Origin of the sequence: Belnapia moabensis DSM 16746 (genome assembly GCF_000745835.1) — a bacterium.
Classification (GTDB): domain Bacteria; phylum Pseudomonadota; class Alphaproteobacteria; order Acetobacterales; family Acetobacteraceae; genus Belnapia; species Belnapia moabensis.
On the sequence record NZ_JQKB01000102.1, the window covers coordinates 1 to 13,901 of the forward strand.

Consider the following 13,901-nt stretch of genomic DNA (forward strand, 5'->3'; position numbering starts at 1 on the left):
ACCGGCATCGGCCGAACGCGCCCGCACAACCAGAACGCGAGCGTACCGCGGCGTCACCAGGCTTCTCGCCCCGCCTCATGAATTTTTCGGGCTAGTATCTCCTTGCGCCAGGTATAGATCTGCCCCGTGCTCACCCCGTTCCGGTCCGCCACCGCCTGCACCACCGCACCCGGCTGCAGGCTCTCGCGCACTACTCGCAGCTTGTCCTCGTCCGGCCACTCTCGCCGCCGCACCGAGTGGACCTCGACCCGAACGCCCCGCTCCGGGCGCGCTCGCATCGTGCCATTCCGACCGTCGTAAGAACCCGCTCCGAGCGGTTCCGCCACTTCAGCTGCGTCCGTCATGCCCACCATCTCGGCAGGCACGCCCCGTCATCTCAAGGCCGCTGACGGCTGACGCTTACGTCTGACCTCCGGTTGCGGTGACCTCTACCACAGTCGGCTGTCTCATCGAACCGTGACGCACCCCACGCCTCGCCTACCACCTCGTCGTCGGGGCGCAGCGTCTTGGCGAATACCACGACGGCATCGCGCTCCAGAACGAGCCGCCCCCTCCGTGCGCAGCTGGCCGTTCCCAAGCACAGCGCTCACCGCGAAGCTGCAGTGGATGTCCAGTCTAATGCCCCGCATCCTGCGGCTCGCTGCGTAATGGAAAGCCGGAGCAAGCGGGCAACACGACAACTACGGATTCGCGCTCGCAGCGCAACCGGGCCAGTCGAGGGGCGGCCAGACAACAACTCGAGCTCGCAGCTCATTGTCTGTTCAGCCTGCCCGCTATGCGTGCTCCTGGCACCCCCATCCCGGTCCATCGACGGCTGCACCGCGGGAGGGCGCCGGGCCTACATATGCCTGATAACAATCTGGCGGAGCGGCTGCTGCGCGGCATCGCCGTGACCCGGAAGAACTTTCTGTTCCTTGGCAGCGACGCAGGCGGCGAACGTGCCGCCGTCACCTACACCATCGCCGAAACCGCCAAGCTTAACGGCCTTAACGCAGAGGCCTACATCACCACCGTGCTCGACCGGCTGGCGAAGGGACACCTCGCCAGCAAAATCGAAGACCTGCTGCCTTGGACCCTCAGCCCAAAAGCTCAAGCCGTGACTGTACGCTGACCCCTACGTTGGAACCTACAGGCTGTGAAATGTAGTGGGACTTGAGAAAACAATCTGTATGTCACTCCCAACGCACAAGGGTTTGGACGTCTTTCAATTGCTGCGGCTTTGCTGGCGCAAACGTCCACCCAGCAGCGTCCGCAACATTCGCCCGACATGCCGCGGCCGGAGCGCAAGATGACCATAGCGCGCCCTCGCCGCATCGCGCGCCGCCTCGCGGTAATCGGCCAAGCAGGTGAGTGAGGCCTCGTAGAGCCAACGGTCGAAGGTGCGTCCAAGGTTCCGCTGAATTGCCATCCGGTCCTCCGCGCCAACCGTGAGGCGCGGCTCCCCAGAGCCTGCGGCGATCGCGTCCAGCCGTACCGCAAGCCGCGCCGCACCGTGCATGAACCGCACCCGGTTGCGCGGATTACTCAAATTGGTGCCGTGGATCCGCTTGCGGCCCACCGGAGCGCGCGTGAACACGAACTCGCCGAGCAGCGCGAGGCGGAGGAAGAAGTCGCTGTCCTCGGTGAACATCATCGCCTCATCGAACAGCCCGGCCGCGAGCGCCTCCTTGCGGCGGAATAAACAGGCCGAGGTCGCGACACGCGGCTCGATGAGCAGATGGCGGAAGCCTGCCCTGCCGAGTGTCCAGCCGCCGCCGGACGCCGGCTCGGTTGGCAGGTTCACGAGGCGGGTCGAGGCATGGTGGCTCGGCACCAGGACGCGCCCCGTCGCGCTCTCGAAAAGCGTGCTGTCGCCAAAGGCCAGGACGGCGCGCGGATTAGCCTCGAGCAGCCCAGCCAGCTCGGCAAGATGCGTCGGGAGGAATAGATCGTCGGCATCTAGCAGGGCGATGAACTCCGCCCGGCTCGCGCGTATGGCTGTGTTGCGGGCCGCCGAGGGGCCGGGCGGGCCTTCCGTCGCCACCACCTTGATGCGCAGCGGGGGGGCAAGCTCCGCGGCCGCCCGCTTGGCCACCCCCCGCGTGCCGTCGCGCGAGCGGTCGTCGACGACCGTTACCTGAAGGGGCAGGCGCGTTTGCGCGGCGACGCTCTCGAGCGTCTCACGCAGGAAGGTCTCAGCATTGTGCGCGGGAATGACGACCTCAATCATGGGTGCAATCTTAGAGCAGCGCCCGATCAAGTGGAACGCTCCGCTGTGCCACCGATTGAGTGTAAGCTATTCTAACATCAAAATCGCTAAAGACAGGCAATTTCGGCCGAAAGCATCCGTATGGCGCATTGACTCGCTGGGAACGATGGAGTTTGTCAACCAGGGATCGCGTCCGCTAGAATCATGCCCCACCCCAATTTACACCGGCTAAGCCTCGCAGAACAGTGGCCCGCCCGCCAGGGGGCCAGCCAACCGAACCGCAGGGCGGGGTGAAAAGCGGATGTCCCTCCAGGCGGTCTTGACCAATCTCCTCCTCCCGCCGCTGTTCCTCGTCCTGCTCACGCTCGCGGCTGGGCTGCTCGCCTGGCATCGGCGGTTCGCCGCCGCGCCCATCACCGTTCTCTCCGCCCTCGGCGTCCTCCTACTCGCCACTCCGTTCGTCGCCGGCACGCTCACCGTTGCACTGGAGAGCCAGGTGCCGCGTGGCCGGCCAACGGACACGCCACCACCGTCCGCCATTATCGTCCTCGGCGGCGAGATGGCGGGTGGTGAGGCCGAACCGGAGCCCGGGCCACTAACGCTTGAGCGGCTGCGCGCCGCGGCGGCGCTGCACCGGCGCACTGGCCTGCCGCTGCTCGTCACCGGTGGCGTGGTCGGGCGCGGGGCGCCGCCGGTCGCCGAGCTAATGGCGGCAAGTCTGCAGGCGGATTTCGGCATCCCGGCGCGCTGGATCGAGCCGTGCGCTGCGGATACCCGTCAGAACGCTCTGTTCAGTGCGGCCATGCTGCGGGCGGATGAAATCGGCGCGGCCTTCGTGGTCAGCCATGCTTGGCACCTACCGCGCGCGCTGGGTGCCTTCGCCCGCGCCGGTTTCCCGGTCACCCCCGCGCCCGTCCGCCGCGGCGATTGGCCCGCGGGCCTAGCCCCGGACTGGGTGCCGCGGCCGGACCACCTGACCCAGAGCTGGTTCGCGCTCCGCGAATGGGCGGGGCTGCTGGTCTACCGCCTGCGCGATAGCGGCTGAGGCATGACCGTGCCGTGCGACACGCAAATCGGCAGTGACCTACCGCGCGCGGCCGGGTTGCTGCTCATCGGGCTGGGCACCGCTTTTATTGTTTATCGCTCACTCTACCCCTTCCGCTTCCGCCCCCTGGCTGATGGCGTGACGCTGACCGAGGCACTGCTGCGTGGCTGGAGGCGCCGGTTGAGAGGGCGCAGTGACGTGGCGGCCAACCTCGTGCTCTATGCGCTGCTCGGCCCGGCAATTGCCGCTACGGCGGCGCGGCGCCTCTCCGCCCTGCTGACCATGATGCTGGCGCTGCTCGGCTGCTGGCTCGCCACCTGGCTCTACCCATTCGTGCCCTCGATCGATCTTCCCGAGTGGGGCGCTAGCCTTCGGCCGCTGCTCGGCGGTTGGGGGGGGATCCGTGGTGCGCGCTGCGGCTCTTCTTGCTTTGGCTGGCCGCGGGGCGGCTGGTCAAGGCGGCTTGGCAAAGCCTGCAGCCCGGCCTGCCTCTGGTGGCCACGATGATGCTGACGACACTGGTCGCTGCGGTGCCGTTGGTTGATCGGTGGCTGAGCCCGACCGAGCTGCTGGCCGTCGTCGCCGCGCTACCCGCTTGGCTGGTGCGGCGCCGCCGGCCCGGGCGGGATAGCCTGCTGGCGGCGGCGCTGCTGGGTGTGATCCTCGCCGAGGGCCTCGCGCCCTACCAGCTGCTGGCGGAGCCGCGTCCCTTCGGCTGGGTACACTTTCGCAACGTCATTCCTGGCCATTGGGGTATTGGGCTACAGGCCATGCTGCTCAAGACCTTCCGGCATGGGGTGCTGCTCTGGCTATTGCTGCGGCTCGGCTGGCGCTGGATGGTCACAGCGTCGGCGGTGATGGGGCTCGCCGCCGCGGTGAGCTTCGGTCAGACTTGGCCGCCGGGCCGCTCGGCGGATGTGACGGATACCCTACCAGCGGCGGTAGTGGCGCTGATCTTGCTCGCCCTGCGCGGCACCGCCCGGCCCCAGCCCGCATGACCGCCCGGGCCCGGCTGGTTCCGGTGCCGCGTGGCGGCCTGCCGACTTGGTGTGATGCCGTCTTGGCGCCGGCGGAGGGGGGCGAGTTCTTCGCCTCGCGCGCCTGGTACGACACGCTGATCGGCCACGCCCTGCCGACTGGCGCCGAGCCCGTGTTGGCCATGGTCGGGGACGCGGCACTGCTGCCGCTGCTGCGCGAGGGCGGGCGGCTGCGCGCGCTTAGCGGCGACTACACGCTTGATTGGCGGCCCCTCGTGGCGCCGGGATTGGGCTACGCGGGCTTGCGGGAGGCCGGCCAGGCATTCGGGCGGCTGCTGCGCGGCGGGCCGCCCGTCCTTCTCAACCTGCTCGACCCCGAGGCGCCGGACCTCTCGCCGATGCTTGCGGGGATGCGACGGGGCGGGCTGCTGCCGCTGCACTACCTAAGCGCCGGCAACTGGCACGAAGTGCTTCCAGCCGGTGCCGGGTGGGAGGGCTACCTAGCGGCACGGCCGCCGACGCTGCGTAACACTATCGCCCGCAAGCTTGCTCGCGCCTCGCGGGGCACGGTGCTCGAGATGGTCCGCACGCCGGGCACGGCACTTGAGGCCGGGATCGCCGCCTACGAAGAGGTTCGTGCCCGCAGCTGGAAGCCGCATGAGCCCTTCCCGGATTTCGATGCGACGCTGATGCGTGTGACCGCCAGGCTCGGGCTGCTGCGGCTCGGCGTGCTGCGCGATGCCGCGACGGACCGTCCAATGGCCGCGCAATACTGGATCCTTGACCGGGGCGGCCGGCGCGCGACGGTGCTGAAGCTCGCCCATGCCGAAGACAGCCGCGCGGCGTCGCCAGGAACGGTGCTGAGCGCGTTGATGATCCGCGGCCTGATCGAGGGAGAGGGCGTGTGGGAGCTCGACTTCGGCCGCGGCGACGATGCATATAAGGCGCAATGGCTAAGCATGCGGCGGCAGCGGATCGGGCTGGTGCTGGCTGACCCGTTGCATCCGGCGGGGCTGCTTGCCTTGCTTCGTCAGCTAGGCGGGGCGCTGCGGCGCCGCCTGCACGGCCGAGTAGGTGACTCCGCACGGGCGAGCGGCTGATGTAGCCTCGGCACAGGAAGAACCAGTCATCACAATTGAAGGTTTTGCATGACCCGCCCCCTCGTTTCAGTCGCCGTCTTCGCCTACAATGAGGAGGAGAGGGTCGTCGCCGCCTTAGACCGCCTGGACGCCTGTGGCACTGGGGTGGAGCTGCGTATCCATGTGCTAATTAACGGCTGCACCGACGGAACCGAGCGCGTGGTGCGTGCTTGGCGACCGCGGCATGCGACGGTGATGCCGGTGGTTATCGCGCGCGGTGACAAGGCGAATGCCTGGAATCATTACGTGCATGATGTGGCGCCGATCGATGCCGCTATTCACGTCTTCACCGACGGCGACATGCTGGTTAGCCCGGGCTCTGTAGCCGCCTTCCTTCGCCAGTTTGAGGCGGAGCCGCATGCCAATGGCTGCGCGGGCCTGCCGATGAGCGGCCGCTCGCGTGAGGCCTTCCGTGCAAAGCTCGTCAACAATCGCGAGATGGCCGGCAATCTTTACGCGCTGCGTGGCAGCTTTGTTGCCGAGGTCCGCCGGCGAGGCATCCGCTTACCCTTCGGCATCTTTGGCGAGGACGGTTTGGTAGCCGCCCTGGTAAAGTTCAACCTCGACATGCGCGGGCGTGAGGACGACCTGCGTATCACCGCCGCCCACGAGGCGGGCTTCGCCTATCCCTCGCTCTCGCCCTGGCGGCCCTCGAACTGGCGAGTCTACCGGAACCGCAAGATGCGTTACGCGGTCCGCCGGCAGCAGGCGCTGATGCTTTATGGTTTGTTGAAATCGGACGGCACCGGGATGATGCCCGCGCATGTCGTAGATCTCTACCGGCGTTGTGGTGCGCGCATGCGCTTCAGCTGGAACGGGCTCGACACGCCCTTCGACTGGCTCGCAATCCGCCGCATCCGTCGCGACATCGCTGCCGACGAGAGCGTCAAGGAGGAAGATCGGGCGCACCTGTACAGCTAAAACATGTTCCGCGCGGACGAAGGCACGACCTGATCTGATGCCGATCTCGACAGGGTGCTCAGCCGGGTGTGCAGGGCGCTCGAGGTGGTGAAGCTGCCGCCGAGCTCGCCGCGAAAGAAGGCAAGATAGTCGTCGATCGTGCCCAACAGCGCGCGCATGCTCTCCTGTGTCGGCGTATAGGGAGTGTGGCCGACCTGCAGCGTTGGGCTGTGCAGGCTGAGGGTGAAGACTCGCAGCCCCTCCCGGTGCAGTTTGCACGTCACTGCCTGCAGTTCGGCTAGCGTGTGGCCCTCCGGCGAGAGACGGATGGGGCGGAAGGCGCCGAGCCACGAGGCGATGCCGCCGAGATGCAGCCGTCGGCCCCAGCGGCTGTGTACCGGCACCGCGGCGCGGGCACCCAGCCAGCCGAGCGGCGCCCCGGTGGTCGGCAGCGAGAGCAGCCGGTGCGATCGGCCAAACCAGCCTGGTCGCGAAGTGAAGCGCGAGAAGTCCGGCCCGCCGAGATGGGCGTAGTTGTAGTGGGGACTGATGCTGAGATCGACCTCGAAGCCGAGCGCCTCGAGCGCATCCGCCGTGTTTGGGCCGAGCCCGTAGCGCCCTGCCTTAAAGATGCGTGAAGGATGGCCAGTCAGGTCCTCCACCCGTTGCTTCAGCGCCTCGAGCTTCGCACGCTCCAGCCAGGGGCCAAGATTGCCCGAGAAGGAATGCCAGTCGTCCTTGATCTCGACGAGCGGCGGAGTCGTCCAAGGATGCATGTGCACGCCAATCTCGCAACCTTCGGCTGCCAATTCACGCACGACCTCCCTCCCGAGCGATTGGTTGGCAACAGGATAGTCGATCACCAGCGTCGGCCGCACCCCGTGGCGGCGAAAGACCTCGAAGCTGTCGCGCAGGCCGATAATCGACGCCACCGCTCCGATATCCGTAGCGACCCCCTTATTCCAATCGAAATCGGCCTCGGTATCGATGACGACCTGCAGCATCGGCCGCCAGTCGGTCGGGGTGTTAAACTCGACGAGGCCTATGGCCGCCGGTCCCTCCGTCCTCAACCTGTCCACGAAGCGCAATTGGAGATCAGGGCAGTCCGATTGGTGGACGCGGCCGCCTCTCCGGCCAGCTCGGTGCCAGCGATAGAGCGTGGCGTAGCTCGTCGCCACCGCCCCGATCTCAAGATTGCGTTCGGCAAACTGGCGGTTGGCACTTCCCATACTCGCGCCGAGATCGGGATTAGCGCGCAGTTGCCCGATCGCCTCGACGAACTGTGCCTCATCGCGAGCCAAGAAGCCGGTGCGCCCATGGTCAATTATGAAGTCCGTCAAACCCGGCAGGAATAGGCTCACGATCGGCAATCCGCGTGCCATCGCTTCTAGATAAACGTTGGGGAAACCCTCGGAGGTGGAGGCGAAGACGAGCGCGTCGGCCGCTGTATACCAGGGCGCAGGATCCGACTGAAAGCCGGCAATAACGATGCGCCCGTTGAGGCCGAGCTCGGCGATGCGTGCCTCGAGTTCGGCAAGGTAGTCATCCTCTAGGGTAGGACCGACGAGTAGCAGCTTGACAGCCGAATCAGGGATGCGCGCCAGAGCGTCAACGAGAAAACGGATATTTTTCCGGCGTGAGACGGAGCCGACATTCAGCAGCAGGAGATCCCGCGCGCCGAGTCCAAGAGCAGCGCGCGCGGCCTGCCGCTCGGCTTCAGTGCCGGGACGGACGTCCAGCGCGACGCCCTGGGGGATGAAGTGCAGCCGCTCCATAGGCATCGTCTCAAGCGAGCGACGCAGAAGTTGGGGGCTGATCACGACGAAGCCACTCACCGTGCGCATGAGCTGCGCGACGAGGCTGCGGTTGTAAATCTTATAGTTCTCTAGCACCTGGGTTGGGCTGTCGTCAAGCGTGCAGGAGAACAGCACTGGCCGGCCGCACAGGCGGATAAAGGCATAAGCAAGGAAGCGTCGGTCTACATGGGAGTGCAGGTGGACCAGGTTGAAGCGGTGGAGGTTGGCAGCCAGCCAGCGGATCAGACCGGTCAGGGTGCTGCGTCCGTCGCGCTTCGCTAGGTAGTGGACGGGAATGCCCTGGTGTTGGCCGGTTTCGCCACCCTCCGTTGGAACTGTCGAGTAGGCCAGCACCTCGCTATCAATGCCGCGTGCAACGAGGTGCGGAATCAGCCGGGTGTAGTAGATCCCGTCGCCCGTATAGTCTGGGTGAAAGCGCAGATAGACGTGTAGGACGCGCAGCCGCGGCACAACATTCTTCGGCATGGAGGCCGCTTCCGGGTTTGAGTCGAGCGGAAGGGGACTGGCGTCGTCGGGCACAGCGACTCCTTTTAGGAAACCGGGTAGCAAGGGCGGACAGCTCATTAGGAGTGCTGACACGATCCGCCGTCAAGAACGGCTCCAGCTAGCTGTCCAGGTCCTGCACACCACGCCAATGCCCGCCTCCCGGAACCCAAACCCCTCCAACCAGTTCAAAGACGACGCAGGACAGCATCAAAAGTGCCCAGGTAATGCTTAGGGCACGTCAGGAATTTACTTCGCCATGACTTCGGTTTTAGGCCGTGGTGACAGTGTGTAGTTCCATTGTGGGCAGGTGGTATGCCTGGTGAGTAGCAGGCCTGCATGTCTACGTTGGAGACGGCCTCACCCTGCTCATTGCCGCCGCGGCAGCCGGTTGGATAATGACAAACGGTCACCTCGAGCCCGAAAGCATCACACAGCTGCTCCTGGATCTGCGCCCTCCAGACTCGAGAGCGGCAGCTGTTCGAGCCACCAGCGTCGGCCAGCACGAGCAGGCGATCCGCATTGGGAAAGGCACGCTGACCATCCTGCCACCACCAGTTGCTGATCGCCTCGACCGCGAAGCGCGGTGTGTCGAAGCAGTCACCGATCACGACGTAGCCATGGGTCCTTGTTATCTCATAGAAGCCGTAGGGAATGGCCTGGCCGACCGCATCCTGCGGCCAGTCGTGCACCAACACCGGATCGCCCTGTTTGCACCAGCTGCGCCCAGGGTTCTTGAAGTTACCAATCAGCTCTGTTTTTCTAGGTTGGCAAAGTTAGCTGGCAGGCGAGTTGTTCGAGATCGGCCAAGTAGGCCTGTGGGTTGCGCCGGAACTGGGTCCGCAGCGTCCGTGCATGGTGGCGTTGTTCAAGACGGTGGCGGAGTGCGCTCCAGTTCTCCCGGCGGACGCGGCCGAGGTCGCGTGCGGCGGGTGGGTGTTGCCGCGTTGCGATCGCGGCGATCAGGCGAACCTCGCCGCGCAGCACGACGGCGGGCGAGGCCGACTTGCGTCCCGTGGCGCGCCGCTCGTGGTAGCGCTGGGATCCGAACAGTTGTTCGAGGTCGTTGTTCAGCAACCTTGCTGCAGCATGCACCCAGACATAGGCGCATTCCACCGCCGGCCAGAATGGCGCCGTGCTGTCCAAGCCGCGGCCGATCAGGTGGCGGAGCCGCGCGAGCGGCGCGGGTGAGCCCCCTTTTCCATGACCCGGTCCAGGCTGTCCGCCACCGCCCCCAGCCGGCCCTTGAGCTTCAACCCAGGGGCGGCGAGCGGGGTACGCCCGTCATCCGTGATGGCGCTGCGCACGGCCGCGCAGTAGCCCAGCACCAGCTCGGCCTTGCCATCCTGGCGTCCCTCCACCGTGCGCTCGATCCGGCGTACCCCACGCACCCCCTTCTTGAGTTCCTTCTTGGCATGCCGGTCCGCCTCGTAAACCGGGTTCGCCGCTTCCCGCAGGAAGTGAAACTGGCAGAGCTGGTGCGGCACGCCCGGCAGAGCCCGTTCCACCGCCCGCCGGATCGAGGGCTGCCTGTCGCTGATCACACCCTCCACCGGCACCCCGATCGCTTTCGCCACCTCGGCGAGCAAGAACGCCAGGTCCTCGGCCGTGCCCGACAACAGGCTGCGCGCCAGCAGCACCTCGCCCGAGAGGCACTCGCGCACCACCCACAGCACCTCATGACCGACGTCTGGCTGCATGCCGTCCAGCGCCAGGATGGCCCGCCCTTGCTCGGCCAGAACCCGACGCAGCCGCCGGGTATCGCTCAGCGAGGTGGCCAGCAACTCGTCATAGCGGTCCAGCAGATTGGTCACGCTCCGCTCAGCGATCTCCACCCCGCGCGCCCGCAGGGCGGCGTGGATCTCCGGCACGCTGCGGTGATCCCGGTGACGCAGCGCTCCCACTAAGGCCTGTTAGAGCTTGAATGCTGCTCCCATATTTGGGGCATGACGGACGGGAACGGGTGCGAGGTTTTCACCGACGCAGCGTGGGCGCTCTGGGAGCCGCTGATCGAGGAGGTCCGCCCACACGGCAAAACGCCGCCCAAGGAGCTGCGCCGGACCATCTCGGCGATCTTCTGGCGGCACCAGAACGGCGCCAAGTGGCGCAGCATCCCGGCAGAGCTTGGCCCATGGTGGCTGGCGGCGCAGTTGTTCATCCGCTGGGCCAAGCAGGGCGTCTGGGAGCGTCTGCTCGAGTTGGTGCAGCAGCGCGGGATCGCGCTTGGCATGACCTTCATCGATGGCACCAACATCCGCGCCCACCAGAAAGCGGCGGGGGCAAAAAAGGGGGATGCAACAGCCAGGAGCGAGATGTGCGCGAGGCACTTGGCCGGTCTCGCGGTGGCTATGGCACCAAGGCCTGCGTGATCGCCGACGGCCGTGGTCGAGCTGTGGCCTTCGCGCTTGCGCCCGGTCAGTCGCATGAATTGCCATGGCGCCGGGTCTGCTCGGCTGTCTGCCGGACGTGCCTGGCTGGGTCGTCGGCGACCGCGGTTTTGCCTCCGACGCCTTCCGCGAGCGCATCTGGGCCATGGGCGCGCGGCCTGCGATCCCGCCCCGGCGCACCGACGCGCCGGTGGCCTGCCCGGACTGGATCTACGCCAACCGTCGCTTGGTCGAGAACCTTTGGGCCCGCCTAAAAGAGTGGCGCGCCGTTGCCACCCGCTACGAGAAAACCGCGCGCTCCTTCCTTGGCGTCCTCTGCCTCACAGCCACCGCGGACTGGATCAAAGTTATCAAGCTCTAACAGGCTTTAGCGCCACCACGTCCAGGCCGAACTCATGCTGGGGGAGTGCCATCGCGCCCTCCGCCTCGGGCCGGTACGCCAGGCGATGGCGTGCACAGCCCTCATGCTCGCAGCGGCGGATCTTCAGCCGCAGCCGCACCGACCCAGACAGCGTCACCAGGGGCCGGCGGTTCTCGTAGCGCAATCGCATGTGGCCGCCGCAACCCGGGCAGTTCTGCCGGATGGGAACCAGCACCCGCTCCCGCGCGGGTTCCGCCCGCGCTAATAGCCTGGCCATGCCAGGCTTCCAGAGCTCGTCAAAGGATCCCTCAATCAACGCCGCGCAGCAGTAAACTTTGCCAGCCTAGTTTTTTTTGGAATCAACGCTGATAACCGGCGCACCCGCAGCCTCGAACCGTCGGCGCTCTTCAGCAATGTGCTCAAACTGCGCATTGCGTTCAGGCACGCTGCGCGTCTCACCGCGTCTGCTATTGGCCTTCGGCGAGTAGCCGAGCTCACGCAGCAGCCGGGCCACTGTTGGTCCGCTTGCTGGGTGGCCAGCGGCGCTCAGCGCTTCGCTGGGTTGCCGCAGCGAGCGGCGCTTGCCTTTGGCGCGCTTGCCCATGGGATCACCGGCTGTCTCGAGCTCAAGCAGATCTGCCAGTGCTGTGGTGAGCCCAGCATCCTGCCTTTCGCGTGCCGGACGCCCAGCACCTCGGCGTCGAATGCGCTCCGTTGTGCGGTCCGCCAGGTCGGAGGACAGTTCGCGCTGGCCACGCGCAATGGTGTGACGGTCCAGCCCCGTGATCTCGGCAAGCCGCTGCACGCCGCCGTGCCCTTGGCGGGTGGCCTCAACGGCGGCAAACCAACGACGCTGCTGCTCATCCAGGCGGCTGATCAGCAGGTTGATCTGCCCATGCAGCAGCTGATCGAGATGGGGCTGGCGCGAGCGACAGGCAGCGCAGCCGCGCTGATACGGAACAGAGGCAGCCATGATCACCTCCGCTTCAGGGTCGTGAGATACGATGACGAATTTACCGCATTTACCCAGCCATCCACCGAGTAAGTAATTGCGTGCCGCGCCCTAAGTGTCAGGTTGCGAGACCTCCTTGGCAGCCTCGACGACGAGGCGTGCTTTGGCGATATCGTCTGGTCCGGCTCGGCCCTGTGGCTTGGGATTGGCGAGCTCACGTCGCTCTTCGAGGCGTTCTGCGACAATCTGGTTGGGCGTCTTGCCCTCGAGAACCCGCTGACGGCGAGTGTTGTAAGCGGCTTTGAAGCCGCGGAGCAGCTGCTCGAGTTGTTGATGGGACCAAACGGTGATGCCGAGCACTTCGCTGCCGATCCGTCCGTTGAAGCGTTCGACCATGCCGTTATCTGGCATGTAGGCGGTGGTGCCGCGATGTCCTGTCGGTTCCGTGTGGGACTGGGCTATGGTGAGACCATCCGGGACACGGGGCACCGGGAGCACGCAAGTGCGGGCAGGCCGTCCGAATAGACATGAGCTGAGAGCTCGAGCTCGTTATCTGGCCGCCCCTGCGACCTGCCCGGATGCGCTGCGAGCGCGGATCCGTAGTTGTCGTGTCGCCCGCCAGCTCCCGCCTTCTCACCACAAGCCAGGAGGAGGTGGCGCCATGCGCGTCATCGGAATGGACATCCACCGCGTCTTTGCCGAGGTTGTGGCGCTGTTGGACGGGGTGCTGACCCGGCTCGGCCGGGTCGACATGCGACGCGACCGGCTGGAGGCGTTCGCCCGCTCAACGCTGACCCATGACGACCATGTCGTAGTCGAGGCAACAGGCAACGCCGCGGCCGTGGTCGAGGTGCTCTCGCCCCACGTTGGCCGTGTCATCATCGCCAATCCGAAGCAGGTCCGCTTGATCGCGGACGCCAAGGTCAAGACCGATAAGATCGACGCGGCCGTACTGGCCCAGCTCTACGCCAGCGGCTTCCTGCCCGAGGTCTGGGTCCCTGATGCGCGGACCGAGGCGATGCGGCGCCAGGTGACGCGGCGCACCCAGCTGGTCCGGCAGCGGACGCGGCTGAAGAACATCGTGCAGTCCATCCTGCACGCCCACCTCGTCCCGCCCTGCCCGCACGGCGATCTCTTCGGCAAGGCCGGGCGCGGCTGGCTGGCGGGGCAGTGGTTGCCCGAAGACGAGCGGGCTGCCGTCGAGCGGCATGTCCGCGAGCTCGATCGGCTTGGCCAGGAGTTGAGCGGCGTCGAACGCGACATCGCTCGGCGTGCACTTGAGGACGAGGTTGTGAAACGGCTGATGACAGTGCCCGGGATCGACATGGTGGTCGCCGTCGGTCTGGCCGCGGCTATCGGCGATGTCCGTCGCTTTGCCGCACCCGAGCGTCTCGTCGGGTGCCGTCGCGGGTGTGGTAGGAAATGAGGGTGACGTAGTCTCCGGCTTGTTCAACGAGCCATAACCGGCGTTGGCGCGCCGGCGGAGACCACGCCATGGACAAGGATAGCAGCAAGGGGCCTGCCGAGCAGGCGCTGTTTACCGGAGAAGCCTGGTTCGACCCGATCGAGGCAGGCCTGCGGGGCCGGATCCGCGGCTTGATCGAGGAGTTGGTGGAGCAGGAGCTCGAGGCGGCGCTGGGGCGCGGCCGCTA

Annotated in this window: 12 protein-coding genes and 5 pseudogenes; 9 read left to right on the forward strand and 8 right to left on the reverse strand. The window is 66.4% G+C overall.

Annotation, left to right across the window (positions count from 1 at the left end; all coding sequences use genetic code 11):
* Window positions 1-53: 53 nt before the first annotated feature.
* Window positions 54-278, reverse strand: coding sequence for a transposase (locus EP26_RS26635; RefSeq protein WP_052389725.1), 225 nt, complete (start codon window positions 276-278; stop codon window positions 54-56).
* Between the two features lie 566 nt (window positions 279-844).
* Here EP26_RS26635 and EP26_RS26640 point away from each other — a divergent pair.
* Window positions 845-1,111, forward strand: coding sequence for a transposase domain-containing protein (locus tag EP26_RS26640; RefSeq protein ID WP_043343406.1), 267 nt, complete (start codon window positions 845-847; stop codon window positions 1,109-1,111).
* A gap of 93 nt (window positions 1,112-1,204) precedes the next feature.
* Here the strand turns inward: EP26_RS26640 and EP26_RS26645 are convergent, their stop codons facing one another.
* Complete coding sequence (locus EP26_RS26645) at window positions 1,205-2,209, reverse strand: glycosyltransferase family 2 protein (RefSeq protein WP_043343408.1); 1,005 nt, start codon at window positions 2,207-2,209, stop codon at window positions 1,205-1,207.
* 280 nt (window positions 2,210-2,489) lie between these two features.
* Between EP26_RS26645 and EP26_RS26650 the strand changes: the two genes are divergently transcribed.
* The 5 genes from EP26_RS26650 to EP26_RS26670 are packed head-to-tail and all read left to right on the forward strand — an operon-like array spanning window position 2,490 to window position 6,270.
* Entirely contained in the window at window positions 2,490-3,233 is a 744-nt protein-coding gene (locus EP26_RS26650) for a YdcF family protein (protein ID WP_043343411.1), read from the forward strand.
* Window positions 3,234-3,236: 3 nt separating this feature from the next.
* Complete coding sequence (locus EP26_RS26655; protein WP_043343413.1) at window positions 3,237-3,740, forward strand: hypothetical protein; 504 nt, start codon at window positions 3,237-3,239, stop codon at window positions 3,738-3,740.
* Window positions 3,737-4,231 carry a hypothetical protein gene (locus EP26_RS26660; RefSeq protein WP_043343415.1) on the forward strand — a complete coding sequence of 165 codons (495 nt, stop codon included), beginning with the start codon at window positions 3,737-3,739 and terminating at the stop codon, window positions 4,229-4,231. The genes EP26_RS26655 and EP26_RS26660 overlap by 4 nt, the downstream gene beginning before the upstream one ends.
* Window positions 4,228-5,310: a GNAT family N-acetyltransferase gene (locus tag EP26_RS26665; protein ID WP_084113022.1), complete on the forward strand. Its 1,083-nt coding sequence runs from the start codon at window positions 4,228-4,230 to the stop codon at window positions 5,308-5,310. Before EP26_RS26660 ends, EP26_RS26665 begins: the two co-directional genes overlap by 4 nt.
* A gap of 48 nt (window positions 5,311-5,358) precedes the next feature.
* Window positions 5,359-6,270 (forward strand): glycosyltransferase family 2 protein, encoded by a 912-nt coding sequence (locus EP26_RS26670; protein ID WP_052389727.1) that lies wholly within the window; start codon window positions 5,359-5,361, stop codon window positions 6,268-6,270.
* On the opposite strand, the gene EP26_RS32555 is transcribed toward EP26_RS26670, so the two are convergent.
* From EP26_RS32555 to EP26_RS37785, 3 genes and pseudogenes are all read right to left on the reverse strand, one after another.
* On the reverse strand, window positions 6,267-8,585 hold the full coding sequence (locus EP26_RS32555; protein WP_169747500.1) for a glycosyltransferase: 2,319 nt from the start codon (window positions 8,583-8,585) through the stop codon (window positions 6,267-6,269). The genes EP26_RS26670 and EP26_RS32555 overlap by 4 nt on opposite strands.
* Window positions 8,586-8,737: 152 nt before the next feature.
* Window positions 8,738-9,301 carry an ISAzo13-like element transposase-related protein gene (locus EP26_RS33805; protein ID WP_084113024.1) on the reverse strand — a complete coding sequence of 188 codons (564 nt, stop codon included), beginning with the start codon at window positions 9,299-9,301 and terminating at the stop codon, window positions 8,738-8,740.
* Window positions 9,302-9,380: 79 nt separating this feature from the next.
* Window positions 9,381-10,459: pseudogene (locus EP26_RS37785) on the reverse strand (ISNCY family transposase); the annotation flags it as partial.
* Window positions 10,460-10,495: 36 nt separating this feature from the next.
* Between EP26_RS37785 and EP26_RS33810 the strand changes: the two are divergent.
* Window positions 10,496-11,297: pseudogene (locus tag EP26_RS33810) on the forward strand (IS5 family transposase).
* Between the two features lie 7 nt (window positions 11,298-11,304).
* Here EP26_RS33810 and EP26_RS35520 read toward each other — a convergent pair.
* From EP26_RS35520 to EP26_RS35525, 3 genes and pseudogenes are all read right to left on the reverse strand, one after another.
* Window positions 11,305-11,487, reverse strand: a pseudogene (locus EP26_RS35520) (ISNCY family transposase); the annotation flags it as partial.
* Window positions 11,488-11,640: 153 nt separating this feature from the next.
* On the reverse strand, window positions 11,641-12,270 hold the full coding sequence (locus EP26_RS33820; protein WP_084113028.1) for an ISAzo13-like element transposase-related protein: 630 nt from the start codon (window positions 12,268-12,270) through the stop codon (window positions 11,641-11,643).
* A gap of 90 nt (window positions 12,271-12,360) precedes the next feature.
* On the reverse strand, window positions 12,361-12,645 hold the full coding sequence (locus EP26_RS35525; protein ID WP_169747501.1) for a hypothetical protein: 285 nt from the start codon (window positions 12,643-12,645) through the stop codon (window positions 12,361-12,363).
* Window positions 12,646-12,910: 265 nt separating this feature from the next.
* Here EP26_RS35525 and EP26_RS26710 point away from each other — a divergent pair.
* Window positions 12,911-13,645, forward strand: a pseudogene (locus EP26_RS26710) (IS110 family RNA-guided transposase); the annotation flags it as partial.
* A gap of 98 nt (window positions 13,646-13,743) precedes the next feature.
* Window positions 13,744-13,901 (forward strand): annotated as a pseudogene (locus EP26_RS39040) (IS256 family transposase); the annotation flags it as partial.

Coding starts and splice junctions, on each gene's coding strand:
- EP26_RS26635 (WP_052389725.1), bottom strand. CDS start 278: ATGCGAGCGCGCCCGGAGCGGGGCGTTCGGGTCGAGGTCCACTCGGTG.
- EP26_RS26640 (WP_043343406.1), top strand. CDS start 845: ATGCCTGATAACAATCTGGCGGAGCGGCTGCTGCGCGGCATCGCCGTG.
- EP26_RS26645 (WP_043343408.1), bottom strand. CDS start 2,209: ATGATTGAGGTCGTCATTCCCGCGCACAATGCTGAGACCTTCCTGCGT.
- EP26_RS26650 (WP_043343411.1), top strand. CDS start 2,490: ATGTCCCTCCAGGCGGTCTTGACCAATCTCCTCCTCCCGCCGCTGTTC.
- EP26_RS26655 (WP_043343413.1), top strand. CDS start 3,237: ATGACCGTGCCGTGCGACACGCAAATCGGCAGTGACCTACCGCGCGCG.
- EP26_RS26660 (WP_043343415.1), top strand. CDS start 3,737: ATGATGCTGACGACACTGGTCGCTGCGGTGCCGTTGGTTGATCGGTGG.
- EP26_RS26665 (WP_084113022.1), top strand. CDS start 4,228: ATGACCGCCCGGGCCCGGCTGGTTCCGGTGCCGCGTGGCGGCCTGCCG.
- EP26_RS26670 (WP_052389727.1), top strand. CDS start 5,359: ATGACCCGCCCCCTCGTTTCAGTCGCCGTCTTCGCCTACAATGAGGAG.
- EP26_RS33820 (WP_084113028.1), bottom strand. CDS start 12,270: ATGGCTGCCTCTGTTCCGTATCAGCGCGGCTGCGCTGCCTGTCGCTCG.
- EP26_RS35525 (WP_169747501.1), bottom strand. CDS start 12,645: ATGGTCGAACGCTTCAACGGACGGATCGGCAGCGAAGTGCTCGGCATC.